This window comes from Paracoccus amoyensis (genome assembly GCF_014490725.1).
Lineage (GTDB): Bacteria > Pseudomonadota > Alphaproteobacteria > Rhodobacterales > Rhodobacteraceae > Paracoccus > Paracoccus amoyensis.
On record NZ_JACOQL010000001.1, the window covers coordinates 498,591 to 522,357 of the forward strand.

At 58.0% G+C, this 23,767-nt stretch carries 23 protein-coding genes and 1 other RNA gene; 18 read left to right on the forward strand and 6 right to left on the reverse strand.

The window, feature by feature from the left end; translation table 11 throughout:
* Window positions 1–30 precede the first annotated feature (30 nt).
* From H4P12_RS02610 to H4P12_RS02630, 5 genes are all read left to right on the forward strand, one after another.
* Window positions 31–642 carry a holin-associated N-acetylmuramidase gene (locus H4P12_RS02610; protein WP_187792031.1) on the forward strand — a complete coding sequence of 204 codons (612 nt, stop codon included), beginning with the start codon at window positions 31–33 and terminating at the stop codon, window positions 640–642.
* Window positions 633–1,166: a holin family protein gene (locus H4P12_RS02615; protein WP_187792032.1), complete on the forward strand. Its 534-nt coding sequence runs from the start codon at window positions 633–635 to the stop codon at window positions 1,164–1,166. Before H4P12_RS02610 ends, H4P12_RS02615 begins: the two co-directional genes overlap by 10 nt.
* Before the next feature lie 105 nt (window positions 1,167–1,271).
* On the forward strand, window positions 1,272–3,233 hold the full coding sequence (locus tag H4P12_RS02620) for a heme lyase CcmF/NrfE family subunit (RefSeq protein ID WP_187792033.1): 1,962 nt from the start codon (window positions 1,272–1,274) through the stop codon (window positions 3,231–3,233).
* Window positions 3,230–3,688 (forward strand): cytochrome c-type biogenesis protein, encoded by a 459-nt coding sequence (locus H4P12_RS02625; protein WP_187792034.1) that lies wholly within the window; start codon window positions 3,230–3,232, stop codon window positions 3,686–3,688. The genes H4P12_RS02620 and H4P12_RS02625 overlap by 4 nt, the downstream gene beginning before the upstream one ends.
* A gap of 63 nt (window positions 3,689–3,751) precedes the next feature.
* Window positions 3,752–4,522: an enoyl-CoA hydratase-related protein gene (locus tag H4P12_RS02630; RefSeq protein ID WP_187792035.1), complete on the forward strand. Its 771-nt coding sequence runs from the start codon at window positions 3,752–3,754 to the stop codon at window positions 4,520–4,522.
* A 12-nt stretch (window positions 4,523–4,534) separates the two neighbouring features.
* Here the strand turns inward: H4P12_RS02630 and H4P12_RS02635 are convergent, their stop codons facing one another.
* From H4P12_RS02635 to H4P12_RS02645, 3 genes are all read right to left on the reverse strand, one after another.
* Window positions 4,535–5,233: an NUDIX hydrolase gene (locus H4P12_RS02635; RefSeq protein WP_187792036.1), complete on the reverse strand. Its 699-nt coding sequence runs from the start codon at window positions 5,231–5,233 to the stop codon at window positions 4,535–4,537.
* The gene (locus H4P12_RS02640) at window positions 5,230–5,634 is read right to left on the reverse strand and encodes a DUF983 domain-containing protein (RefSeq protein ID WP_187792037.1); all 405 of its coding nucleotides are present in this window, start codon (window positions 5,632–5,634) and stop codon (window positions 5,230–5,232) included. Before H4P12_RS02640 ends, H4P12_RS02635 begins: the two co-directional genes overlap by 4 nt.
* A gap of 121 nt (window positions 5,635–5,755) precedes the next feature.
* Window positions 5,756–7,147 carry a diguanylate cyclase domain-containing protein gene (locus H4P12_RS02645; protein ID WP_187792038.1) on the reverse strand — a complete coding sequence of 464 codons (1,392 nt, stop codon included), beginning with the start codon at window positions 7,145–7,147 and terminating at the stop codon, window positions 5,756–5,758.
* Between the two features lie 115 nt (window positions 7,148–7,262).
* Here H4P12_RS02645 and H4P12_RS02650 point away from each other — a divergent pair, with 115 nt between their 5' ends.
* Genes H4P12_RS02650 through dacB form a run of 5 tightly spaced genes read left to right on the forward strand, consistent with a single transcriptional unit; the run spans window position 7,263 to window position 11,259 of the window.
* Entirely contained in the window at window positions 7,263–7,553 is a 291-nt protein-coding gene (locus H4P12_RS02650) for a DUF3572 family protein (protein ID WP_187792039.1), read from the forward strand.
* Window positions 7,554–7,607: 54 nt separating this feature from the next.
* Window positions 7,608–8,174 (forward strand): heme NO-binding protein, encoded by a 567-nt coding sequence (locus tag H4P12_RS02655; protein WP_187792040.1) that lies wholly within the window; start codon window positions 7,608–7,610, stop codon window positions 8,172–8,174.
* A gap of 50 nt (window positions 8,175–8,224) precedes the next feature.
* Window positions 8,225–9,199, forward strand: coding sequence for a GGDEF domain-containing protein (locus H4P12_RS02660; RefSeq protein WP_187792041.1), 975 nt, complete (start codon window positions 8,225–8,227; stop codon window positions 9,197–9,199).
* Between the two features lie 57 nt (window positions 9,200–9,256).
* Window positions 9,257–9,859 carry a nicotinate-nucleotide adenylyltransferase gene (locus H4P12_RS02665; RefSeq protein WP_187792042.1) on the forward strand — a complete coding sequence of 201 codons (603 nt, stop codon included), beginning with the start codon at window positions 9,257–9,259 and terminating at the stop codon, window positions 9,857–9,859.
* Entirely contained in the window at window positions 9,856–11,259 is a 1,404-nt protein-coding gene (gene dacB, locus H4P12_RS02670) for a D-alanyl-D-alanine carboxypeptidase/D-alanyl-D-alanine endopeptidase (RefSeq protein WP_187792043.1), read from the forward strand. Before H4P12_RS02665 ends, dacB begins: the two co-directional genes overlap by 4 nt.
* Window positions 11,260–11,267: 8 nt before the next feature.
* On the opposite strand, the gene H4P12_RS02675 is transcribed toward dacB, so the two are convergent.
* Complete coding sequence (locus tag H4P12_RS02675; RefSeq protein ID WP_187792044.1) at window positions 11,268–11,690, reverse strand: tellurite resistance TerB family protein; 423 nt, start codon at window positions 11,688–11,690, stop codon at window positions 11,268–11,270.
* 89 nt (window positions 11,691–11,779) lie between these two features.
* Here H4P12_RS02675 and H4P12_RS02680 point away from each other — a divergent pair, with 89 nt between their 5' ends.
* The 8 genes from H4P12_RS02680 (at window position 11,780) to H4P12_RS02715 (ending at window position 23,083) form a co-directional block, all read left to right on the forward strand.
* Window positions 11,780–13,366, forward strand: coding sequence for a lysine--tRNA ligase (locus H4P12_RS02680; RefSeq protein WP_187792045.1), 1,587 nt, complete (start codon window positions 11,780–11,782; stop codon window positions 13,364–13,366).
* 155 nt (window positions 13,367–13,521) lie between these two features.
* Window positions 13,522–15,816 (forward strand): glycosyl hydrolase family 28-related protein, encoded by a 2,295-nt coding sequence (locus H4P12_RS02685; RefSeq protein WP_187792046.1) that lies wholly within the window; start codon window positions 13,522–13,524, stop codon window positions 15,814–15,816.
* Between the two features lie 234 nt (window positions 15,817–16,050).
* Window positions 16,051–18,006 carry an acetate--CoA ligase gene (acs, locus tag H4P12_RS02690; RefSeq protein ID WP_187792047.1) on the forward strand — a complete coding sequence of 652 codons (1,956 nt, stop codon included), beginning with the start codon at window positions 16,051–16,053 and terminating at the stop codon, window positions 18,004–18,006.
* A 201-nt stretch (window positions 18,007–18,207) separates the two neighbouring features.
* Window positions 18,208–18,516 (forward strand): DUF485 domain-containing protein, encoded by a 309-nt coding sequence (locus tag H4P12_RS02695; RefSeq protein ID WP_187792048.1) that lies wholly within the window; start codon window positions 18,208–18,210, stop codon window positions 18,514–18,516.
* Entirely contained in the window at window positions 18,513–20,225 is a 1,713-nt protein-coding gene (locus H4P12_RS02700; protein ID WP_187792049.1) for a cation acetate symporter, read from the forward strand. The genes H4P12_RS02695 and H4P12_RS02700 overlap by 4 nt, the downstream gene beginning before the upstream one ends.
* A gap of 205 nt (window positions 20,226–20,430) precedes the next feature.
* A complete protein-coding gene (locus tag H4P12_RS02705) occupies window positions 20,431–20,688 on the forward strand; it encodes a DUF4212 domain-containing protein (RefSeq protein ID WP_187792050.1) in 258 nt (85 codons plus the stop codon).
* A 12-nt stretch (window positions 20,689–20,700) separates the two neighbouring features.
* On the forward strand, window positions 20,701–22,515 hold the full coding sequence (locus H4P12_RS02710) for a sodium:solute symporter family protein (RefSeq protein WP_187792051.1): 1,815 nt from the start codon (window positions 20,701–20,703) through the stop codon (window positions 22,513–22,515).
* Window positions 22,516–22,579: 64 nt separating this feature from the next.
* Window positions 22,580–23,083, forward strand: coding sequence for a hypothetical protein (locus H4P12_RS02715; protein ID WP_187792052.1), 504 nt, complete (start codon window positions 22,580–22,582; stop codon window positions 23,081–23,083).
* A gap of 6 nt (window positions 23,084–23,089) precedes the next feature.
* Here the strand turns inward: H4P12_RS02715 and H4P12_RS02720 are convergent, their stop codons facing one another.
* Together H4P12_RS02720 and ffs are read right to left on the reverse strand one after the other, a co-directional pair.
* Window positions 23,090–23,527, reverse strand: a complete 438-nt coding sequence (locus H4P12_RS02720; protein WP_187792053.1) for a hypothetical protein — start codon at window positions 23,525–23,527, stop codon at window positions 23,090–23,092.
* Between the two features lie 92 nt (window positions 23,528–23,619).
* An RNA gene (gene ffs, locus H4P12_RS02725) (signal recognition particle sRNA small type) lies at window positions 23,620–23,718 on the reverse strand.
* Between the last annotated feature and the right edge of the window lie 49 nt (window positions 23,719–23,767).

Below are 23,767 nucleotides of genomic sequence, written 5' to 3' on the forward strand. Positions count from 1 at the left end.
CCGTCCGGCTGCTGGCCAAAAGGGGGTGCCATGCAAACTGTCGAGGAAATCGCGCGGGAAATCGTCGCGCGAGAGGGAGGCTTCGTCAATGACCCGGATGATCCGGGCGGAGCCACGAATTACGGTGTCACAATCGGGACGATGCGCTCGCTGGGGCTGGACCTGAATCGCGACGGCAAGGTTGATATCAGCGACGTCAAATCGCTGACCCGCGCGCAGGCGCAACAGATTTTCATCGATCACTACTTCAAGAAACCACGCCTTGAGGAATTGCCTGATGCGTTGCAGGCCAGCGTGTTCGATATGTATGTGAATGCGGGTGCCAATGCCGTGAAAATCCTGCAAAAGCTGGTGACGCGGATGGGCTTTGCCATCAGTGCAGACGGTGTGGTCGGTCCGCAAACCATTGCTGCCGTGCATGATGCTGCGCTGCTCGCGCCGGATCATCTGGCCGATGCCTATGGGATTGCGCGCCGGAATTACTACTACGCTTTGGCCGATCAGCGACCGGCAAGCCGCAAATATGCCAGGGCCAAGGCAGGCGGGAAGGGAGGATGGATCATCCGTGCGGAACAGTTCGTCAATGCCCGCTACCACCTGACCACCGCCGAGCATCGCGAAAGGACTGCCAAATGGGTATGATTGATCGTTTCATTGGCATGGGGGCGACGGCGACTGCGCTTGGCAGCGCGGTGGGCGGTGTGGCCGAAATTTTTACCCAGAATGCGACCCGGCGGATGGAGCTGGATGAGCAGGCCTATGCCCATGCGGTCACCCAACTGGGACAAGAGTTTCAGCAGGCCCGCGCGGGCTGGTTTGACGGGTTTGTCAACGGACTGAACCGTCTGCCGCGACCGCTATTGGCCCTGGGGACGATGGCATTGTTCATCTATGCGATGGTCGAACCGTCAGGCTTCGGTCTGCGCATGGAGGGGCTGCAGCAGGTGCCCGAGCCGCTTTGGTGGCTGCTGGGAGCGATCGTCGGGTTCTATTTCGGCGCGAGAGAGGCGCATTATCTGCGTGACAGGGTTTGGCCCACGCGAAAGCCTGTCGGCACGACAGAAGCGGCGCAATCCGCGGCAACCGTGCAAGGGGCGCCACGTCCTGCCGACGACTTCAGCGACAATGCGGCCCTGCGTGATTGGGCCGCAGGCTTGCGGAATTAGGTCCCGTTACAGCGGCCCAAGCGGTAAAAGAGTTGTCAATAAGCAAGGGGGGACTTTCCCCCCTTTTTTCATGCGCCTATTGTGCGGGTGACAAAAGGACTTCTCATGATCGCTGAATTCGGCCATTTCGCCCTCATCCTCGCCTTTATGGTGTCCCTGTTTCAGATGACAGTGCCATTGGTCGGCGCGGCCAAAGGTTGGCTGGGCTGGATGGACAGCGCACGACCGGCGGCATTGGCGCAGTTTCTGTTGGTGGGTGTCTCCTTCGCCGCGCTGACCATGGCCTTCGTCACCTCGGATTTTTCGTTGAAGCTGGTCTATGAGAACTCTCATACCGCCAAGCCGATGCTGTATAAAATCAGCGGAGTCTGGGGCAATCACGAAGGGTCGATGCTGTTATGGGTGCTGATCCTGGCGTTGTTTGGCGCAGCGGCGGCGGTGTTTGGTGACAATCTTCCGCCACAGTTGCGGGCGCGGGTGCTGGCGGTTCAGGCTTCTATTGGCGCGGCGTTTTTCGCCTTTATCATCTTTACTTCCAACCCCTTTCTGCGGCTGGAAAATCCACCCTTTGACGGGCGCGACCTGAATCCATTGCTGCAAGATCCGGGTTTGGCCTTCCATCCGCCGTTTCTGTATCTGGGCTATGTCGGGCTTTCGATGGCATTCAGCTTTGCCGTTGCGGCCCTGATCGAAGGGCGCGTGGACGCAGCATGGGCCAGATGGGTGCGCCCATGGACGTTGGCCGCGTGGATGTTTCTTACCATCGGTATCGCCCTGGGATCGTGGTGGGCCTATTATGAGCTTGGCTGGGGTGGATTCTGGTTCTGGGATCCGGTGGAAAACGCCAGCTTTATGCCATGGCTGCTTTCTGCCGCCCTGCTGCATTCCGCGATTGTCGTCGAAAAACGAGAGGCGCTGAAAAGCTGGACGATCCTGCTGGCGATCATGGCGTTCGGCTTTTCCATGATCGGCACCTTTATCGTTCGCTCCGGCGTTATCACATCGGTCCACAGCTTTGCCAGCGACCCGACACGGGGGATTTTCATCCTTGGAATTCTTGCCGTATTTACGGGGGGGGCGCTGACACTTTATGCGGTGCGAGCTTCCAGTATGACGGCAAAGGGGGTGTTTACACCAATGTCGCGCGAAGGTGCATTGGTGCTGAACAATCTTTTGTTGGCCGTTTCGGCTTTCGTCGTCTTCATCGGAACCATCTGGCCGCTGGCCGCGGAATTTTTGTGGGATCGGAAGCTGTCGGTTGGTGCGCCGTTCTTTAACAAAGCGTTCACACCCTTCATGATCGCGTTGGCCATCGCCTTGCCTTTCGGCGCGATCATGCCTTGGAAACGCGCGGTTTTCGCACGCGCCGCCCGGCCATTACGGGGCGCATTCATTTTTGCGCTGGCAGTAATGGTGCTGGTCTTTGCGGTTTCAACTGGCCGGTCGGCAATTGCCGTCATCGGTGCGGGTCTGGGGGCATGGCTGATTGCGGGTTCGGTGGCCGATTTGCTGCATCGCGTCGGAAATTCTGGTCTGTCGCGCTTGTTTCGCCTGCCACGCGCCGATTGGGGCAAGGCGATTGCCCATGCGGGTGTTGGCGTCACATTCATCGGTGTGGGCCTGCTGACCGCTTGGCAGCTGGAGGATATTCGCGTCGCGAAAATAGGCCAGCCCTTCGATTTGGGCGGCTACGATTTCACATTGCGGCAGGTCGATCAGGTTCAAGGGCCGAACTACCTTTCGACACTGGCGACGATTGATGTGAACCGTGACGGCGCCTCGGTCGCGGTGCTTCATCCTGAAAAACGGATCTATCCGGTGCAGGCCATGCCGACCACGGAAGCCGCGATTGATAACGGCATCTTCCGCGACATCTACGTGGTCATCGGGGATGAGCAGGCGGACGGCAGTTGGGCGGTGCGCACCTATGTCAAACCGTTTGCGAACTGGATCTGGGCTGGCGCGATCCTCATGGCGCTTGGTGGAATGGTCAGCTTGTCAGACCGTCGCTATCGGGTCGCGGTTGGTGCAAAACGGGCTGCGGTAAATGCGGTGCCCGCAGAATGAAGCGCCTGATTTTCATTTTGGCCCTGGCTTTGATGGCTCCGATCGCGGCATTGGCGGTCCAGCCGGACGAAGTGCTGAGCGATCCCGCAATGGAGGCAAGGGCGCGTCATATCTCACAAAAGTTGCGCTGCCCGATTTGTCAGGGCGAGAATATCGATGAATCCAACGCGGCGATCAGCCGTGACCTGCGGCTTTATGTGCGCGAACGGCTGGTGGCAGGCGATGCCGATGATCAGGTGATCGACGCGGTCGTGGACCGTTTTGGTGAGTTTGTCCTGTTCGAGCCGCGCGCCCGTGGCGGTAACCTGCTGCTGTGGCTTGCAGGGCCGGCGATGCTTCTGATCGGGTTGCTGATCGCCTGGGTGTTCTTGCGTGGTCGCAGGCCGACCGATGGTGCGGTTGATGCCCTGAATGCGTCCGAACAGGCCCGACTGGACGAAATCATGCGGGACTGACGCCGGGTCGCACTTTTCCTGACCGCAATTTCGGGCATCATGCGCGCAAGCAAGGGGGGCACCATGAGCTATGAATCCATTCAATTCGGTATCAAAGACGGTATCGCGACGCTGATTTTGAACCGACCGCAGGTGATGAACGCGCTGAGCAGCCAGATGCGCCTGGAGATCACCGACGCGCTGACCACATTGCCCTCAGAGGTGCGGTGCGTTGTCCTGACGGGATCTGGGCGGGGGTTTTGTTCAGGACAGGATTTGACGGACCGGGTTGCCGCGACGAATCTGGAAGCGACCTTGCGCGATGAGTACGAACCGATGTTGCGCGCGATGACCAATTGTCCGGTGCCGATCATTGCTGCGGTGAACGGCGTGGCTGCAGGGGCCGGCGCAAACCTGGCGCTGGCGGCGGATGTCGTGATTGCTGCTGAAAGCGCGACCTTTATTCAGGCCTTCACCCGGATTGGCCTGATCCCGGACGCAGGCGGCACGTTCATTATTCCGCGGGCCATCGGAAACGCGCGTGCAATGGGCATGATGTTGTTCGCCGAACCCGTGACAGCGCGTCAGGCCATGGAGTGGGGCCTGATCTGGGAAGCCTTGCCGGATGATGATTTCGCGGAAGGCGTGGCGGCCCGTGCCCGCAAGCTGGCCCAGGGACCAACTCTGGCCTATCGCGCGATTCGCAAGGCAATCACCGAAACGTCGCAAAACGATCTGGACGCCCAGCTTGCGCTGGAGGCAAAGCTGCAGGGCGAGGCCGGACGAACCACGGACTTTGTCGAAGGTGTGACCGCGTTTTTGGAAAAGCGCCCGGCAAAATTCACCGGGCATTGAGTCCGACGACGATCACACGATCTGCGAAAATCGTGGCGAAGGGCCACGATTGTCAAAGAAGGGAACAGTATCAGGGATCGGCAGCGGTGCATCATGGGGCACGCTGCCGACCAGCTCAGAAAGTTCGGCCAGAACGACTTCTGTGATGAAGGGCAGATTAAGCCCCCTGACATCGGACAGCGCCACCCAATGCAGATGAGAAAGTTCATCACAGGCGCGGCTGAAATCATCGGGATCGCCTGCCAGTGCATTCGCGTCGATGGCAAAGAAATATGCGTCAAAGCGGCGCGGACGAGCAGGCGGGGTAATGGCGCGTGCCAAATAAATCAATGCGGATGGATCGGGGCTTAAACCGGTTTCCGCATAGCCGGGCCAATCGCTTTTCGGCCCGCAGTCGTTGCCGATCAACTGACCGGTTTCCTCGGCCAGTTCGCGCAAGGCCGCAGCAGCGATGGCGTGCGGATCAGGAATAATGCCTGCGCGCGGCTCTGCCAGCAACCTGCCCCGATGGGGTTGAGCAAGCTGGGCGGCCAGTGGCGCGGTCGCATCTGCGGCGTCGACGGCACCACCGGGAAAGACATATTTCGACGGCATGAAGGTCGCGTTTTCCCCGCGCATTCCCATCAGAACGCTGGTCCCTTCGGGCGATCTGCGAAGCAGAATGATCGTTGCGGCATTGCGGATCGGCGGGCTCGTGTCGCTGTCGCTCAATTCTTTACCTCGGCATGGTCAAAGCCGTGCATGCGGCGCGCCCATTGAAAGCCCACAAACGCCCCTTTGATCAGTGGCAGCAGCAGCAGGGATGAAATGATGGTCCCGATCCCGAAAACCGTGATCATGGTTATCGCCGAGGGGCGGAAGGCAATGAAGTATGCCAACAGCATCGGTGCGGCCAAATGCGATACAATGAGAATCGTCAGATAGGCCGGGCCGTCATCGGCGCGCTGGTGGTGCAATTCCTCGCCGCAAACCGGGCATTCATCCGAGACTTTCAGATAAGATCTAAACATCTTGCCCTCACCACAGGATGGGCACCGCCCACGCGTCCCGCGCCACATTGCCCGTCCGGTCGGACGCTCGATCTGGTCGCTGATGGATGTGGACTGCAGCATGAAGCACCTTGATCGGCAGGAAGCTAAAGTTACTGCTTAATTTAGGGGAACGTCCGTGGATTTGCCAGTTTTTGTCCGCATGAAGTCCATCTGAAAGTGCCGGAAGACGATATGTCGCAGGTCACGTGTGCAGCCAAGCCTCGCTTGGGGCGATGACGACACGGTTTCGGCCACGGGATTTTGCGGCAATCAACGCTTGATCAGCGCGTTCCAGAACCAGTTCTGAAATCTGCTCTACACTACGGTCGGGCCGATAATGGTCGCAAATCGCGATGCCCGCAGAAATGGTGACTGTGATTTCCCCACCCCCCGACAGGCTGGGTAGCAATGTGCCGCGCAGTCCGATTGCACGACGAATTTCTTCGGCCATCCGCTGAGCATGCCATGCATTGGCTTGTGGCAGGACGACCAAAAACTCCTCGCCCCCGAACCTTGCCGCAACACCACGATCCGAGACGATCGTCTCAAGTCTGCGGGCCACATCGCAAAGGACGGCATCGCCCGCAGCATGGCCATAGCTATCATTGATGGATTTGAAATGATCCAGATCCAACAGCAAGACCGCGAAAGATTCACCCTGTCGCCGCGCCGTATCGACAATTTCGGACAGGCGTGACCGGGCATAGCGGCGGTTGTGCAGCCCTGTCAGCGAGTCTGTCATTGCCCATAGCTGGCTGCGGCGGGCAGCGTCACGTCGGCGGTCAGCGCGACGCTTACGGTCCAACTGCTTTCGCAGGGTCAGCATCGCAACTTCTGTGCCGCCACGATCGGACAATTCAAGCGGCAGCACATCGCTCGCGCCAAGATCAAGCGCAAAGGTCGCCGTGTCGTCGTGATCAATATTCGCCGCGACGACAAAAGCCGCGTCACGCGATCCCTGGCGCGACCGCAATTCTGACATCAGGCGCAGCCCGTCACCGCGCCCCATAATGTCGGCAGCGATCATATACAGATCAGCGCTGCGCCCAATCGCCGCAGAGGCGAGTGCGTTGTCAGGGTCGCTGATTGAAAACCGACAGTTCAGTTGCGATTGCAATAGCTGGCGCCACCGCGCTGCCCGAACGGGGGAATCTGCGATCAGGCAGATGTCGCCTGTCCTGCCGTCATCAAACGTCGCCGAGGCCTCTGCCATTGAGAACAGGATCCCCGAATCCCGAGCATCCTCACGCAACAAGCAGCGGATTCGCGCCAGAAGCATCTGTTCATTTACGTTCGGGCTTAACACCGCCGTCGCCCCCGCACGCAGAATCTGAATGCGCATCGACGCCTGAGCAAGCGCCAGAATGGTGACTCCGGGCTGTTGCTGAGTGATCAGATTGCAGACGGATATCTGGTCGGAATCCGTTAGCGCGGTGCCCAAAAGCACCATGTCTGGCTGATCGTTCCGCAGGGATTGCATCAGCTGCTGTGATGTGGATGCCGTCACGATATCATAGCAGGCAGCCGCAAGGCGAACCTTCAACATGATGCGTGACGTAGCCGATCCATCTGCTACAAGGATGCGCGCGGTCATTCTGCCGACGTTCCTTCCCCTTGATACCGTTAAGGAAAAACTGACATGAATTTCTTAACAAACGGTTTCTGGGAATCGTGAAAATGGCTCGATCAGGTAAAGAAAGACTGATGATATGACTTTTTCACATGAACAGGCGGCGGAACTTGCAATGTCGGCGCTGCTGCATGTGCTTCAAATCCCCGATCTGGCCAGCGGTTTCATGGGAACGACCGGTTTGCGACCCGAGGATTTGCGCCAGTTGTCCGGGCAACCGGAACTGGCGATTCATGTGTTGGATTATCTTCTGGAGGACGACGCCCGTGTGATTGATGCGGCCGAAGCGTTGCAGGTCAGGGCCGCTGATTTCCTGACTGCCAGAACGGCCTTGGCCGGACCCGGAAGCTTCGGTTGGGAAGCGGACTGACATTTCCGTTTTATTCACATTTGGCACCTAATCTGCAGCCAACCGAGGTGTGCGATGCAGTTGCTTGTGAACAAGGCTATCGAGGATTTTCTGGCGTCCAACCACGCTGAGATATTGCGTGCGCGCAACGTTGCCATAAGCAATCCTGTTGCCGGCCAGAACTGGTTGGTGGATCAGCATCTGTTGGACTGGGCTGCCCACCAGACCGGAAAGCCGGTCGAAGAAATGTTCGAAGATTTTGGCGCATGGCTGGCGCGTCAGGAACCTACCCGGCGTTTGCTGCGGTTTTCGGGCAGGAATTTCGCAGAATTCGTGGTTCGGCTGGAAGAGTTGCCGGGCCGCGCGCAGATGGTAAGCGAAAATTTCGCCATGCCTCCGATCAGCGTGCGCAGCGGCGGCATGGAAATGCTGCAGGTGACCTTGCCCGCAGGGGCGATCCGTTGGACCGCGCTTCTGGCGGGGATGGTTCGGGTGATGGCAGACGATTACGGTGCACTTGGCCTGATTTCCGTCGAGGGGCATGTCATCTCGGTTCAGATTTCCGATGAGGAATTTGCGGATGGCCGTGATTTCAGCCTGAGTCCCGGAACACCGAAACACACGCAGCAGGGTCGAACATGAGCGTGTCTGGCGTGCTTCTGGACAGGTGTTCTTTGGGTCGACTGCTTCCCATGCATCTGCTTGTCCGGCAGGATGGTTTGATTGTCGGGCACGGCCAGACCATCGAAAAACTTATCAATCCTTCGGGGATGGTTTTCGATATTTTCTCGGATGCACGACCGCATTCGGTTGGCTCGGTGCTGGATGTCATGATAGAGGCGGCCAAGCAATCCGACAGGTTCTTTCTGCGGTTGCTGGCCGCGCCGCAACTGACGCTGCGAGGGCATGCGGTTTTCACCAACACCGATGAAATACTTATCAATCTGGGGTTCGGGATCGAGCTGATAAAAGCCGTCTCTCGCTGCGATCTGAGTGACAGTGATTTTGCACCGCCGGAATTGGCGATGGAGTTGCTGTTCTTGCACGAAGCCAATCGCGCGGTTTTGGGACAGTTGTCCGATTTCAGCCGCCAACTGGAGGAGGCCCGCATGATCGCAGAGATTCAGGCGCATACCGACGCCCTGACCGGGTTGGGAAACAGGCGCGGTCTGGATCTTGTCCTGTCGGCCGCAATGTTGGCGAAACACCCGCAAGACGGGGTTGGCGATCATAACTTTGCGCTGATGCATCTTGATCTGGACGGGTTTAAGCAGGTCAATGATGTGTTCGGTCACGACACGGGTGATCGTGTCCTGTGCGAAGTGTCCGAAACGCTGAAAGAATTGATCCGAACCGACGATTTCCTTGCCCGGATTGGCGGAGATGAATTTGTTGTGGTCTTGCCGGGACTGTTTTCATCTGAATCGCTGCATCAACTGGGACGAAGAATCATCGCTGGAATCGAATCCATTTCGATTTCCACGGGTGATCGTCATCAGATTTCGGCCAGCATTGGGATGACGCGATCAAGTGCCAGGCCTGATCGGACGATACCGCAACTTTTGAAGGATGCAGATACGGCACTTTACTGGTCCAAGAATAACGGTCGCCGCCGGGCAACTATTTTCGAGGAAGAAAGCGCTTTGCATAGCGGTTCGCAGGTGTGACTTGCCGACATTGCAAGCCCGGTTGGCTTGTTCAATCCGATGAATTAAAGCGGCGTGATGAAGCATGGCTTACCATCAGGGTTGCCCGGTATGAAAATCGGGCTTTTGGGCGGATCTTTTGATCCAGCCCATGGTGGGCATGTGAATATCACTGAAATCGCGATGCGCGTCTTTCGCCTTGACCGGGTCTGGTGGTTGGTGACGCCCGGAAATCCGCTGAAGGCCCACGGTCCAGCGCCGATTGAACAGCGCGTTGCAGGTGCGCAAAAATTGCTGAAAGATCCGCGGGTCGTTGTCACGGATATAGAAGCTCGTCTGGATACGCGCATGACCGCGGATACCATTCAGGTGCTGCAGAAGATCTATCCCGGCGTGCGTTTTGTCTGGTTGATGGGTTCGGACAATCTGGTGCAATTCGACAAATGGGATCGCTGGCAAGAGATCGCAGAAACGATCCCGATAGGTGTGATGGCCCGGCCCGGAAGCAGGCTGGCGGCCCGCAACTCGGTCGCGGCGAATATGCTGCAACGCTGGCGTTTGCCCGTGCGTGAGGCATCCACTCTGGCATTCCGAAATCCGCCTGCGTGGGTTTTGATCAATTTGCCGATGTCAAAATTATCTTCGACCGCCTTGCGGCAGGCGAAAGAGGCGAAAAAATGAAGCATGTGAATCGTCGTCAATTGTTGGCGGGTATGGTGGCAAGTGGCCTGTTTGCGACAGGTGCGGTTGGGCAAAGCCTGCAGAAGCGTCCGGCGGCGCGTCCTGTCATCGATGCGTCAAGGCTGGCGGTCGTCTCTGATCTGCCGGGACAGGTCAGCTTTGCGTTGGTTGATCCAGGTAATTTTCGCGCAATCCAGGGGCAAGCCGCCGGTGCGCCGGTTCCACCTGCCAGCACCCTGAAGGCAATCACCGCGCTATATGCGCTTTCACAATTGGGGCCGCATCACCGTTTTCGCACACGGGTGATCCGTGCGGGGGACACGTTGATCTTGGCCGGCGGCGGAGATCCGGTTCTGACCACCGATGATCTGGCGCTTCTGGCTGGCCGGCTGGTCGAAAAGGGGCAAAGTTCCCCGACCAAATTTGCCGTTTGGGGTGGCGCGTTGCCAAATATCGACGAAATTGCCCCTGGTCAGGCCGATTATCTGGCCTATAACCCGGCAGTTTCTGGGATGGTGCTGAATTTCAACAGGGTTCATCTTGGGTGGCGTCGCGCGAATGGCGGGGTTCAGATGTCTGTCGAGGCGCGGGCATCCAAAAATTCGCCGCGCGCCTATACGATCACCGCAGCACCCGGCGATCAAAGCGATCTGTTTTCTTACAGCGGGGATGGCGCAAGGGAAAGCTGGACCGTCTCCCGCTCTGCCGTTGGTCAGGCGGGAAGCCGTTGGTTGCCTGTGCGCAAGCCCGAGCTGTATGCGGGTGACGTGTTCCAGACGCTGTGCCGGGCCAAAGGGTTGGTCTTGCCCAATCCAGAGGTCATCTTATCGCTGCCCGCCGGTGATGTGGTTGCAAGCCTTGACAGCCAGCCCCTGACCGAGATTTTGCGCGACATGTTGCGCTATTCGACCAATCTGACCGCCGAGGTCGTCGGTCTTCACGCCAGCCGTGCGGCGACGCCCGCGCAATCAGCCCAAGCAATGCAGGCATGGCTGGTCGCGCAAGGGCAGGGGCTGGACTTTCATCTGGCGGACCATTCGGGTCTCAGCGATGACAGCCGTGTGACGGCGCAAGGGATGGCGCAGCTTTTGGCGGGACCGGGCCTGGCTTCGGGCTTGCCGGCCCTGCTGAAGAAAAATCCGCTGGATGAAGATATTGGCGCCGATCCCACGGGTGCGGTTCAGGTTGTTGCGAAAACAGGGACGCTGAACTTTGTCTCCAACCTTGCAGGCTATATTTCGCAGGGCGACGGCCCGCAGCGCGCTTTTGCCGTCATGTGCATGGATGGGCCGCGTCATACAGCGACATCGGGGCAGGAATTGCCTGCCGGTGTGCTGACCTGGACGCGCGAAGCCAAAAAGCTGCAGCGCCGCATCCTGAATTCATGGGCTGTGGCCTAGACCGCGCCCTAAAGAACGCGGTGGCGCACTTGGGCCGACAGCTCGATCGCGGCCGCGTGCAGGCGTGAAATGTTCAGCTGATGACGGATTTCGGCCAGCATCGCGACCTCGCCATCATACAGCCGACCATCCGCCGCGCCGACATCACAGGCCAGCGCATAGGCTGTTTCATATAATTTTTCCGGTAATGCATCGCGGATCAGGCCGAAAAGGGCGTCCAGCCCTTCTTCTTCTTCAAACAACGTCATGACAGTCTGGCTGACCGCACGGATACGGTCGTCGTCATACGCTGCAAAAACCGGCGCATGATCGACTTTGCGCTGAATCGCAAGCAATTCCGAGGTTCGCATCGGTTCATCGGACGCGGACACCGCCACCATGACCGCCACTAGCGCGTCGCAGGGCGAAAAAGAGGGCAGGTCGGTTGTCATGTCATTCTCCCTAGATGTTTGCCGTAAATTATTGACGATTCACGCGGCGTTCAATAAGGCGACTGAACCTCAGAACAGGAGATTTAGCGATGACAACCTTGCGTGATGCCGCAATGCAATCGAAGGCATGGCCGTTCGAAGAGGCACGCCGGGTTCTGAAACGCTATGAAAAGAAGGATCCCGAGAAGGGCTTCGTGCTGTTCGAGACGGGCTATGGTCCTTCGGGGTTGCCTCATATCGGCACGTTTGGTGAGGTGGCGCGGACAACGATGATCCGCCGCGCGTTCGAGATGATCAGCGACATTCCGACGCGGCTTTTCTGCTTTTCCGACGACATGGACGGTATGCGCAAGGTGCCCGAAAATGTGCCGCAGCAGGAAATGCTGCATGCGAATCTGCAAAAGCCGCTGACCTCGGTGCCCGATCCCTTCGGCGAATTTCCTAGCTTTGGTGACCACAACAACGCCATGCTGCGCCGCTTTCTGGACACGTTCGGCTTTGAATATGAATTCGTGTCGGCCACCGAATATTACAAATCCGGGGCGTTTGATCCGACATTGCTGCTGGCCGCCGAACGCTATGACGCGATCATGAAGATCATGCTGGCATCCCTGCGGGAGGAACGCCAGCAAAGCTATTCCTGCTTTCTGCCAATCCACCCGGAAACCGGGCGGGTCCTATATGTGCCGATCAAGCATGTTGATGCAAAAAACGGTGAGATCACGTTTGACGACGAAACCGGCCGCGAATGGACGCTTCCAGTCACCGGCGGTCAGGTGAAGTTGCAGTGGAAGCCCGATTTCGGTGCCCGCTGGGCGGCGCTGGATGTCGACTTCGAGATGTATGGCAAGGATCACAGCACCAACACGCCGATCTATGACGGGATTTGTGAGGTACTGGGCGGCCGCAAGCCCGAGCATTTCACGTATGAGCTGTTCCTGGACGATCAGGGTCAGAAGATCAGCAAATCCAAGGGCAACGGGCTGTCGATCGACGAATGGCTGACCTATGCGGCGACCGAAAGCCTGTCCTATTTCATGTATCAAAAGCCCAAGACGGCCAAGCGGATGCATTTCGATGTGATCCCCAAGGCGGTGGATGAATATCATCAGCAGCTGCGTGCCTTCCCCGATCAGTCGCCGGAACAGCAATTGGCGAATCCGGTCTGGCATATCCATAACGGGGAGGTTCCCGCCTCGGATATGGTGGTGCCGTTCTCGATGCTGCTGAACCTTGCATCGGTCGCCGGGGCCAAGGACAAGGACGGGTTGTGGGGCTTTATCCGGCGCTATGCGCCCGATGCCTCGCCCGAGACGCATCCGCAACTGGACCATGCCGCCGGTTTTGCCGTGCGCTACTTCAATGACTTCGTAGCTCCGACCCGCCAGTTCCGTGAGCCGAGTGATGTCGAGCGTCGTGCCTTGGAAGAGCTGGCCGGGCGGCTTTCCGCATGGGATCAACCAGCCGATCCCGAGGCGTTGCAGACTATGGTCTTTGCCATCGGCAATGAACACGGGTTCGAGCCGCTGCGGAATTGGTTCAGCGCGTTGTATCAGGTTCTGCTGGGCGCCGATCAGGGGCCTCGCTTCGGCGGCTTCATTGCGCTTTACGGCATCGATGAAACCCGAGAGTTGATCGAGCGTGCCCTTGCGGGCGAATTGGCCGCCGCAAGTTGACGAATTGGGGGCTTCGGCCCCCTTTTCCGTTGCGACCCTGCACGAAGCAACGGGCGCCCGACAAAGACGTTGTTAATGTTTTCTCAACTAATTCTTCAGGCATTCATGCAGGCCGCAATCCGGTCTGTCATTGCAACGGCTTGGAGGATTTGGGGATGAATATCGCGATTACGAATGGTTTGTTGCTGATGCCGCCAGCTTTTCGCGCCGGGCTTGGTGTCTGGTCACGCGGCAATGGCACATCCGGCAGCGCAACCTGGGCGAATGCAGCAAACGCGGCGCTGGTTCCGGCCGATCAGGATTTTGGCACCTGTCTGGAAATTCTGAAGCAATCGACGACAACCAGCCTGCGCTTCATGGGGGAAACTCCCATGATCCCCGGCGTTTATTTCCGGGTTTCGGCACGGGTAAAAATTGTCGCGGGTGCATTATGCAACGTCCGGATTGCGGGTTGGGCCGGGAACGGATCGCGCAACCATGTCAACGGTCTGGTCGAGCAAGGTCCGACGACCGCGTTGACCACTTACGGCGAAGTGGTCGAGGTCAGCGCGATCATCGGGGTCGGCGCGCGTCGTGGCGTCGATCTGAGCTGGGGAACCGAGCCGATCTATGGCCATTTCGGTATTGATCTGATCGGGTCGAACGGCGGTGCGGTCCGAATAGAGTCGATCAAGATCGAGGACATTACCGCGGCCTTCGTTCCGTCCCTTATCGATTGGGTCGATGTGCGCGATTACGGCGCCAAGGGGGACGGCATCACCAATGACCGGGCCGCATTCATCGCTGCGGATCAGGCCGCGAATGGTGGGTCAGTTCTGGTTCCCGAAGGCGAATTTTTCATCAGCGGTGATTTGTCGATCAATAGCCCGATCCGCTTCATGGGGAAGCTTCGCACGCCTGTCGCGACGAAAGTGGCGTTGACGCAAAGCTTTGATTTCCCGACCTATGCCAAGGCGTTCGGCGATGAGACACTGGGTCTGAAAAAGGCGTTGCAGGCGCTGTTCGGATATACCGACCACGTCACGCTGGATTTGTGCGGCAGGCGGGTCGATCTGACCAGTCCGCTGGATTTTGGCAGCTTTGCACCTGATCTGAAAAGCTTTTCTAACCGCCGCACGATCAGCAACGGGGCCATTCTGGCCGTTGCAGGCGCTGCCTGGGAAACCGGCCAATGGACCAGCATTGCGACATATGACCCCGCTCAGCCCTACAAGCTGACCAAGGTCGCCAATGTGGCTGCAATTGAAATCGGCAGCCGGGTCAGCGGCAGCGGCGTTGGACGAGAGGTTTACGTCAACGCCAAGGACGTCGAAAACAAGACGCTGACCTTGTCGCAGCCGCTCTATGGCGGGGCGGGAACGCGCAGCTACAGCTTTGACCGTTATCGTTATCTGTTCGACTTTTCCGGCGTCGATCAGGTTTCGCGGTTCAATTTTGTGGATCTGGATCTGAACTGTGAAGGCGTGGCCAGCGGGATCATGCTGCCCGCGGCTGGCGAAAGTTTTTCGATCCGTGATTGCTATGTGAAAGGGCCCAGGGATCGCGGCATCACCTCGATCGGCCGTGCCTGCCAGGGCATGCTGATCGACCGCTGCGATTTTCTGTCAAATGAGATGGAGTTGCCCGCCCAGCAGCGCACGACAATTGCCATCAACGTGAATGCCAATGATGTAAAGGTGCGCGACAACCGCTTTGTCCGCTTTGCGCATTTCATGGTGGCGCATGGCGGGGGTCACATCATTTCGGGCAATCATTGGTTTCAGGGTGACGGATTTGGGGATGGGTTGCGATATGCGGGCCTGGTGCTGACGCTGTCGAACGTCCAGACCACGGTTACCGCCAACTATATCGACAATGCCTCGATCGAGTGGACGAATGAACATGATGCCTATCCCGATTTTTCAGGGAAAGAGTTCACCTTTGGCGGACTGACATTGACCGGAAACACCTGTCTGTGCAGCAATACCAAGCCCTGGTTCACATGGCTGACGGTCAAACCCTATGGCAGCGGTCACTATATCCAGGGCCTGTCGGTTATGGGGAATGTTTTCAAGGCGCTTTATAGCGAAGTAAACCGGATCGAGCGTGTCGATACTTCGATCGCCGATCTGGATTACGGCAAAATGCGCAACATCCAGTTTGAGGGGAATATTTTCAACGGAATTGTCAATTACGTCTCTAATCCTCTGATGGTGCAGCATCAGCAGAACACGGCATCGAGCACCTGGACGTTGCCTGCGATCGATGGATTGCCATTTCAGGGGTGGGCCCGCACCGTTCAGTCGCTGGTGATCGAGGGGCCGATCACCACTGCTGGTGGGGCACGTTCAGACGCGCAACCCTTTGTGCAGACCGAAACGGGGACTGCCAAGCGGCAGATTCGCCTGAATTGGGGCCAATCGGTTAAGGGATCGGTCAGCGTCTATGCACGCATGGATCGACCGATGTAATCCTTCGGACAAGCATCATTGCTGGCCGTCGCTGATTTCAGCGGCGGCTTTTTTCGTGCGTATTCGTGGGCTTCTTGATGGTCACCCGCCGGCTGATCAGGTGCCGGTCAGCACGCTTAACATGCTGCAACCTTTGTGCTTAACATTGGGTCAAGGATCGCTCGGGGGAGGATGCGTTTCCGGCGAGAAGTCCGCGGAATGGACCTTTGATGAGTAGTGTGAGGAGGGCACGACATGAGTAGCGAAGCCATTGAAAAACATGCAGTTCCGGAAGGTTTTGAAGACGCTTTCGTCACGCCTGACAATTATCAGACGCTGTATGACGAATCTATCAATGACCCGGATGGATTTTGGGGCCGCGAGGGTCATCGACTTGACTGGATCGAGCCTTATACAAAGGTCAAGAACACTGATTTCACCTTTGGCAATGTCAGCATCAAGTGGTTCGAAGATGGCGTTCTGAACGCCTCGGTGAACTGCATTGACAGGCATCTGCCGGAACGCGCCGATCAAACAGCGATTATTTTCGAACCTGATGACCCGTCGCAACCCGCACAGCATATCACCTATGCCCAGCTGTCCGAGAATGTGAATCGGATGGCCAATGTTCTGCTGTCGCAGGGCATCATGCGTGGTGACCGTGTAGTTATCTATCTGCCGATGATTCCCGAGGCGGCCTATGCCATGCTGGCCTGCACGCGGATTGGTGCGATTCATTCCATTGTTTTTGCAGGATTTTCGCCGGACGCATTGGCGAACCGGATCAATGATTGTGGCGCCAAAGTGGTGATCACCGCCGACACTGCCCCGCGAGGGGGGCGCAAGACGGCATTGAAGTCGAATACCGATGCGGCGCTTCTGCACACATCGGATCGCGTGCGCTGTCTGGTGGTGAAACATACCGGCGATCAGACCACATGGGTCGAGGGTCGCGATGTGGACGTCAAGGCGCAGATGAAAGAGGTCAGCCCCGACTGCCCGCCACGCCCGATGAACGCTGAAGATCCGTTGTTCATCCTGTATACATCCGGATCAACCGGCAAGCCCAAGGGGGTTGTTCATACCACCGGCGGCTATCTGGTTTATGCGGCGATGACGCACCAATACACCTTTGATTACAAAGATGGCGACATCTTCTGGTGCACCGCTGACGTGGGTTGGGTAACCGGGCACAGCTATATCATCTATGGCCCGCTGGCGAATGGTGCCACGACACTGATGTTCGAGGGCGTGCCGACCTATCCTGACGCAGGTCGCATGTGGGAGGTGTGTGACAAGCACAAGGTCACCCAATTTTATACCGCACCGACGGCCATCCGTGCGCTGATGGCCAAGGGGACCGAGTTCGTCGAAAAGCACGATCTGTCCACCCTGCGTGTTCTTGGCACCGTGGGTGAGCCGATCAACCCCGAGGCCTGGAACTGGTATAACGGCAATATTGGCAAAGGCCGCTGCCCCATCGTCGATACATGGTGGCAGACCGAGACCGGCGGGCATCTAATTACACCGCTGCCCGGTGCGACGGAAACCAAGCCCGGTTCGGCCACCGTGCCTTTCTTTGGCGTGAAGCCGGTCGTCTTGAACCCCGAAACCGCCGCCGTGCAAGAGGGCAATCCGGCCGAAGGCGTTTTGTGTATCGGTGACAGTTGGCCCGGGCAGATGCGCACCGTCTGGGGCGATCATGAACGCTTCATGGAAACGTATTTCCAGCAGTATCCGGGGTATTACTTCACTGGCGACGGCTGCCGCCGTGATGAAGATGGCTATTACTGGATCACCGGCCGCGTTGACGATGTCATCAATGTCAGCGGTCATCGCATGGGCACCGCCGAAGTTGAAAGCGCACTGGTCGCCCATGACAAGGTGGCCGAAGCTGCTGTCGTCGGCTATCCGCATCCGGTCAAGGGGCAGGGCATCTATGCCTATGTCACGCTGATGAACGGCGTCGATCCGACCGAGGATCTGCGCAAAGAGCTGGAAAGCTGGGTTCGCAACGAAATCGGCCCGATTGCCAAACCGGATTTGCTGCAATGGGCGCCGGGCCTGCCCAAGACCCGCTCGGGCAAGATCATGCGTCGTATTTTGCGCAAGATTGCGGAAAATGACTATGGCAGCCTTGGCGACATTTCGACCCTGGCCGAACCGGAAGTTGTCGATGATCTGATCGACAACAGAATGAACCGCGGCTGAAAGACCGGGGCGCGGGCGCATGTCCGTTGACCCGCTATTGCATCCACCATCCGCCAAAGTGACCCACTTTGGCGGAAATGTGGCGATCCACCTTCGACCATTTCGATTTCCTTGACACAAGATGACCCCGCCGGTTCGCCGGCGGGCCTGTAGGACCTGACTGCGAGACGACAACAATTTCATTTTGGGTAGAGCATAAAAATGGACAAGTCACTGGCGGAAAGAATTGCCGCGAACCCGGACTATCAGCTGCTTAAATCGCGGCGGTCCCGTTTCGGCTGGATCCTGACGATTGCAATGCTGATCGTCTATTACGGCTACATCATGCTGATCGCGTTCGACAAGGAACTGCTGGCGCACCGCATTGGCGACGGCGTGACGACCTGGGGCATCCCGATTGGTTTCGGGGTCATCATTTTCACCATCCTGATCACCGGCGTTTATGTCCGGCGCGCGAATAGCGAGTTTGACGCGCTGAGTGATCGCGTCCGTAAAGAGGTGCTGAAATGAGACGGATTTCAGCCCTTGCAGCGACGCTGACTGTGTCGGCGATACCGGGCGTCGCATCCGCCGCCGATGTCATTCAGGGCGGCGCAAAGCAGGCGACGAACTGGACCGCAATCGCGATGTTCGCCTGTTTCGTGATCGCCACGCTTTTCATCACGAAATGGGCCGCCTCGAAAACCAAATCCGCATCGGATTTCTATACGGCGGGCGGTGGCATCACCGGATTTCAGAACGGTCTTGCCATCGCGGGCGATTACATGTCGGCAGCATCCTTTCTGGGGATTTCTGCCGCAGTGATGACCACGGGCTATGACGGGTTGATCTATTCCATCGGCTTTCTTGTGGGGTGGCCGATCCTGACGTTTCTGATGGCCGAACGCTTGCGCAATCTTGGCAAATTCACGTTTGCCGACGTGGCGGCGTTTCGGTTCGCCCAGGCGCCGGTGCGCATCTTTGCGGCATCAGGAACGCTGGTGGTCGTGGCTTTTTATCTGATCGCGCAGATGGTTGGGGCAGGATCCCTGATCGAGCTGCTGTTCGGGTTGGATTACTGGATCGCCGTGGTCATCGTCGGGGCGCTGATGATGATTTATGTGCTGTTTGGCGGCATGACCGCCACGACCTGGGTGCAGATCATCAAGGCTTGTCTGCTGCTGGGCGGCGCGTCCTTCATGGCATTCATGGTGATGTGGAAATACGGCTTCAGTCCCGAAGCACTGTTTGCCGATGCCGTTCGCATCAAGGCCGATATCGCGGCCGGGGACGGCGCAACACCACAGGAGGCGGCCGCCGCTGGCCAGTCCATCATGGGGCCGGGCACCTTCATCAAAGACCCCATCTCGGCCATCAGTTTCGGGATGGCGCTGATGTTCGGCACCGCCGGTCTACCCCATATCCTGATGCGTTTCTTCACCGTTCCAAGCGCGAAAGAGGCGCGCAAGTCGGTGATGTGGGCGACGACCTGGATCGGCTATTTCTACCTGCTGACCTTCATCATCGGTTTTGGTGCGATCACCTTTGTGCTGACCAATCCCGAATTTCTGTCAGCCGACGGTGCGCTGGTTGGCGGAAACAACATGGCGGCCGTGCATCTTGCCAAGGCTGTCGGTGGGAATGTCTTTCTTGGCTTCATCTCGGCAGTGGCCTTTGCGACGATCCTTGCGGTGGTGGCGGGGTTGACGCTGTCCGGGGCCTCGGCAGTCAGTCACGACCTTTATGCGACCGTCATCAAAAAGGGCCACCCCGAACCCGGAAGTGAGCTGCGCGTTTCGCGGATCACCACGATCTGTCTTGGGGTCGTGGCAGTGGTTCTGGGCATCGCCTTCAAGAACCAGAACATCGCATTCATGGTGTCGCTGGCCTTTGCCGTCGCGGCCTCGGCCAACTTTCCGGTGCTGTTCATGTCGGTGCTGTGGAAAGACTGCACCACCAAAGGTGCTGTTGTCGGCGGCTTTCTTGGCCTGATTTCGTCCGTGGTGCTGACGATCCTGTCGCCTTCGGTCTGGGAAGCCACGCTTGGCTATCCGGCAGGGTCGGCACCATTCCCCTATACCTCTCCGGCGCTGTTTTCGATGGCGCTTGCGTTTCTGGGGATCTGGATCGTCTCCAAGATGGATAACAGCCAACGCGCACGCATCGATCGGGATGGTTTTCTGGCGCAGCAGGTTCGCTCTGAAACCGGTATTGGTGCTTCTGCGGCATCATCACATTGAAGGAATAAAGATCAGCCCATTGATTTAATTGACACACGACCTCTCACTTTGCTGTTATAACGTCAGTTGCCCGAAATAAGGGGCAGATGGTGGCGTTGCTGATATGTCCGCACACCAGCAACGCCACCGCCTATCCACCTTGGCCGTCGAAGGTGGGCGCTAGGCACGGGGCGGTAAAATGGCTGTTCAGGGAGGAACGAAAGTCATGGCAGTAGAGGGAAGAGGGAGCGGCTATTGGAGGGCCAATCTCCGGGTGATCTGGCTGTGCCTGATTGTCTGGGCATTGGTATCTTATGGCTTTGGGATAGTTCTTCGACCGCTGATATCGGGCATCAAGGTCGGTGGCACCGATCTGGGATTCTGGTTCGCGCAACAGGGGTCGATCCTTGTCTTTATTGTGCTGATCTTCTGGTATGCCAAGCGCATGAACCAGATCGACCGCAAGCACGGCGTGGAAGAATAAGGGGAAAATCGGATGAGCCAATTTACCCTTAATCTTCTCGTTATCGGTGCGTCCTTCGCGCTGTATATCGGCATCGCGATCTGGGCGCGGGCCGGATCGACGGCTGAATTCTATGCGGCCAACCGTGGCGTCAGCCCGGTGATGAACGGGATGGCGACGGCAGCGGACTGGATGTCGGCGGCATCGTTCATTTCCATGGCGGGCCTGATCGCCTTTACTGGCTATGACAACTCGACCTATCTGATGGGCTGGACGGGCGGCTATGTGCTGCTGGCCCTGCTGCTTGCGCCTTATCTGCGCAAGTTCGGCAAATTTACTGTGCCCGAATTCATCGGTGATCGTTTCTATTCCACAACGGCGCGGATCATTGCGGTGGTCTGTCTGCTGGTGGTGTCGATCACCTATGTGATCGGGCAGATGACCGGCGTGGGCGTGACCTTCTCTCGCTATCTTGAGGTGTCAAACGCGACCGGTCTGTGGATCGGGGCGGCTTTGGTGTTCTGCTACGCGGTTCTGGGCGGGATGAAGGGCATCACCTATACGCAGGTGGCGCAATATATCGTGCTGATCATCGCCTACACGATCCCGGCGGTGTTCATCGCGATGCAGCTGACCGGCCATGTCCTGCCGCAGACCGGTCTGTTCGGCACATTGAACGAAGGTGGCGGCAAGTTCCTTGCCACGCTGGATCAGGTCGTGACCGATCTTGGGTTCAAGTCCTATACCGGGCATCACAATTCGACGCTGGACATGGTGCTGTTCACACTTGCGCTGATGATCGGTACGGCGGGCTTGCCGCATGTGATCATCCGCTTCTTTACCGTGCCGAAAGTGTCGGACGCACGCAGCTCGGCCGGGTGGGCGTTGGTGTTCATCGCGCTGCTTTACACGGTCGCCCCCGCGGTTGGCTCGATGGCGCGTTTCAACCTGACCGCAACCATGTGGCCGGGCGCCCAGTCGGGGCAGACCTTCAGCGAACCTGCGGTTTCGCTGGACGCGATTGAGACCAGCCCCGAATTGGCATGGATGCGGAACTGGCAGACAACCGGCCTGCTGAACTGGGAGGACAAGAACGGCGACGGCATGATTCAGTATTACAATGATGCCGCTGAACCGGGTGAGACTTTGGCGGGTGTCATTGCCGAACAAGGGCTGGTCGGGAATGAACTGCCCACCGTCAATAACGACATCATGGTTCTGGCCAACCCGGAAATCGCCAACCTGCCCGGATGGGTGATCGCCATCGTCGCTGCTGGTGGCCTTGCCGCAGCACTTTCAACTGCGGCGGGTCTGTTGCTGGCGATTTCGGGCGCGGTGTCCCACGACCTGATCAAGGGCGCGATCAATCCCAATATCAGCGAGAAGAACGAGCTGCTTGCAGCGCGAATCTCGATGGGGGTATCGATTTTGGTGGCAACGCTTCTGGGCCTTAATCCGCCCGGATTTGCGGCGCAGACCGTGGCGCTGGCCTTTGGTCTGGCGGCAAGTTCAATCTTTCCCGTGCTGATGATGGGCATCTTCTCGACCCGGATCAACAAACAGGGGGCCATTGCCGGCATGCTGGCGGGGATCGTATCGACCATCCTTTATATCTTTACCTACAAGGGCTGGTTCTTCATCGCGGATACCAACATGTTGCCGGACACACCGGCCCACTGGTTCATGGGCATCTCGCCCGCGTCCTTTGGCACGATCGGCGCGCTGATCAATTTCGCGGTTGCCTATCTGGTGTCCAACGCCACGGAAGAGCCGCCAGAGCATATTCGCGATCTGGTGGAAAGCATCCGCGTGCCACGCGGGGCGGTAGGGCCGACTGCTGGCCACTGATCGCAAAAAACACGCCGCGCCCTGCCAAATCGGGGCGCGGCTTTTTCATGCCTGAAAGAAAGCCATGACCGGAATAGGAACCGAACTTCTGGGCGTCATCGCCGTTGGTATTGGCGCGGCTGCGGTGCTTTATGCGTTGCAACATCTGCTGTCGAAGATGGGGATTGCGCTGCCACGTCGGAGCCTGCCTGCGGGAATAGGCCTGGCCATGGTCATATATTCGGTCTGGAATGATTATGCGTGGCATGATCGCACGGTTGCACGATTGCCCGAAGGCGTGCAAATTCTGCTGGTCGGGCACGATAGTCAGCCTTGGGCACCCTGGAGCTATATCTGGCCGGTTCCCGTGCGTATCGCCGCGCTTGATCCATCCCGGATCACAGAAACCGAATCCGGTATCCGGAGGGCACAGATCATGCTGATGGATCGCCGTGCGCCGGTCCTGTTGGTGCCACAGGATTTCGACTGCCAGCAACGCTTGATTCGTCCGGCGAATGGCGATTGGGCAACGGTCTCGCAGGACGACCCGGCCTTTGCCGCGGTCTGCGAAATTGCCTTGCCAGGCTGAAACAGCCTATAGTTCTATTTCTGGCTTTGTCGGATCTGCTGGCGATGCAGGATCATTCTTCGGCGTCGAATAACCGTCAAGATTGTCACCAAGTGGCGGCGGGGGTGGGGCATCGGCCTTGCGGCGCAGAATGATGTCGCCGTTTTCCAGCCTCTCTGGCATCTGATAATTCCGCAAATCATCGATTTGCGTCGCCAGATCGGCCAGCACCGGCCCCAGCTTGCCAGCGATGCCGGCCATGCCGTCTTCGACCTGGCCCATTTCTGGCGCGACATCGTTCAGCAGATTGTTCAGGACGCCTCCCATGATGCCATCCATCCAGTTGGACTCGCCCTCGCCTTGCGAATCTGCCTGTGGGGGCGTCCACTCCTGGGCAAGCGCGAGGCTGCCTGATCCAAGCGGACTGGCAATCAGGGCAACGACAAAAACAAGATGGCGTATCATCATGCAGTAAAGATGGCTCACGCCCGCCATAATGCAAGCCTGAATGCATGACATCAGCGTAACGATGCTGAAAACCGCAGATTGTCGGGATGAGGTGAGAGGCTGGACAACGACCCAAACGAGTCTCGTTACGGCTGCTTCCTTCCGGACCTGACCGGGTTGGCGAGGCGTCTACCCGCGCCAACCTCTCAAACACTTAAATAATACCTGTCGTCGGACGATGCAACCCCGTGACGCCCC

What these genes read in the sequence shown, in the direction of transcription:
- H4P12_RS02620 (WP_187792033.1), top strand. Translation starts at nt 1,272, where the DNA reads ATGATCGCTGAATTCGGCCATTTCGCCCTCATCCTCGCCTTTATGGTG.
- H4P12_RS02705 (WP_187792050.1), top strand. Translation starts at nt 20,431, where the DNA reads ATGGCAGTAGAGGGAAGAGGGAGCGGCTATTGGAGGGCCAATCTCCGG.
- H4P12_RS02615 (WP_187792032.1), top strand. Translation starts at nt 633, where the DNA reads ATGGGTATGATTGATCGTTTCATTGGCATGGGGGCGACGGCGACTGCG.
- H4P12_RS02630 (WP_187792035.1), top strand. Translation starts at nt 3,752, where the DNA reads ATGAGCTATGAATCCATTCAATTCGGTATCAAAGACGGTATCGCGACG.
- H4P12_RS02685 (WP_187792046.1), top strand. Translation starts at nt 13,522, where the DNA reads ATGAATATCGCGATTACGAATGGTTTGTTGCTGATGCCGCCAGCTTTT.
- H4P12_RS02610 (WP_187792031.1), top strand. Translation starts at nt 31, where the DNA reads ATGCAAACTGTCGAGGAAATCGCGCGGGAAATCGTCGCGCGAGAGGGA.
- H4P12_RS02625 (WP_187792034.1), top strand. Translation starts at nt 3,230, where the DNA reads ATGAAGCGCCTGATTTTCATTTTGGCCCTGGCTTTGATGGCTCCGATC.
- H4P12_RS02695 (WP_187792048.1), top strand. Translation starts at nt 18,208, where the DNA reads ATGGACAAGTCACTGGCGGAAAGAATTGCCGCGAACCCGGACTATCAG.
- H4P12_RS02665 (WP_187792042.1), top strand. Translation starts at nt 9,257, where the DNA reads ATGAAGCATGGCTTACCATCAGGGTTGCCCGGTATGAAAATCGGGCTT.
- H4P12_RS02675 (WP_187792044.1), bottom strand. Translation starts at nt 11,690, where the DNA reads ATGACAACCGACCTGCCCTCTTTTTCGCCCTGCGACGCGCTAGTGGCG.
- H4P12_RS02700 (WP_187792049.1), top strand. Translation starts at nt 18,513, where the DNA reads ATGAGACGGATTTCAGCCCTTGCAGCGACGCTGACTGTGTCGGCGATA.
- dacB (WP_187792043.1), top strand. Translation starts at nt 9,856, where the DNA reads ATGAAGCATGTGAATCGTCGTCAATTGTTGGCGGGTATGGTGGCAAGT.
- H4P12_RS02720 (WP_187792053.1), bottom strand. Translation starts at nt 23,527, where the DNA reads ATGATACGCCATCTTGTTTTTGTCGTTGCCCTGATTGCCAGTCCGCTT.
- acs (WP_187792047.1), top strand. Translation starts at nt 16,051, where the DNA reads ATGAGTAGCGAAGCCATTGAAAAACATGCAGTTCCGGAAGGTTTTGAA.
- H4P12_RS02715 (WP_187792052.1), top strand. Translation starts at nt 22,580, where the DNA reads ATGACCGGAATAGGAACCGAACTTCTGGGCGTCATCGCCGTTGGTATT.
- H4P12_RS02645 (WP_187792038.1), bottom strand. Translation starts at nt 7,147, where the DNA reads ATGACCGCGCGCATCCTTGTAGCAGATGGATCGGCTACGTCACGCATC.
- H4P12_RS02660 (WP_187792041.1), top strand. Translation starts at nt 8,225, where the DNA reads ATGCATCTGCTTGTCCGGCAGGATGGTTTGATTGTCGGGCACGGCCAG.
- H4P12_RS02655 (WP_187792040.1), top strand. Translation starts at nt 7,608, where the DNA reads ATGCAGTTGCTTGTGAACAAGGCTATCGAGGATTTTCTGGCGTCCAAC.
- H4P12_RS02640 (WP_187792037.1), bottom strand. Translation starts at nt 5,634, where the DNA reads ATGCTGCAGTCCACATCCATCAGCGACCAGATCGAGCGTCCGACCGGA.
- H4P12_RS02650 (WP_187792039.1), top strand. Translation starts at nt 7,263, where the DNA reads ATGACTTTTTCACATGAACAGGCGGCGGAACTTGCAATGTCGGCGCTG.
- H4P12_RS02710 (WP_187792051.1), top strand. Translation starts at nt 20,701, where the DNA reads ATGAGCCAATTTACCCTTAATCTTCTCGTTATCGGTGCGTCCTTCGCG.
- H4P12_RS02680 (WP_187792045.1), top strand. Translation starts at nt 11,780, where the DNA reads ATGACAACCTTGCGTGATGCCGCAATGCAATCGAAGGCATGGCCGTTC.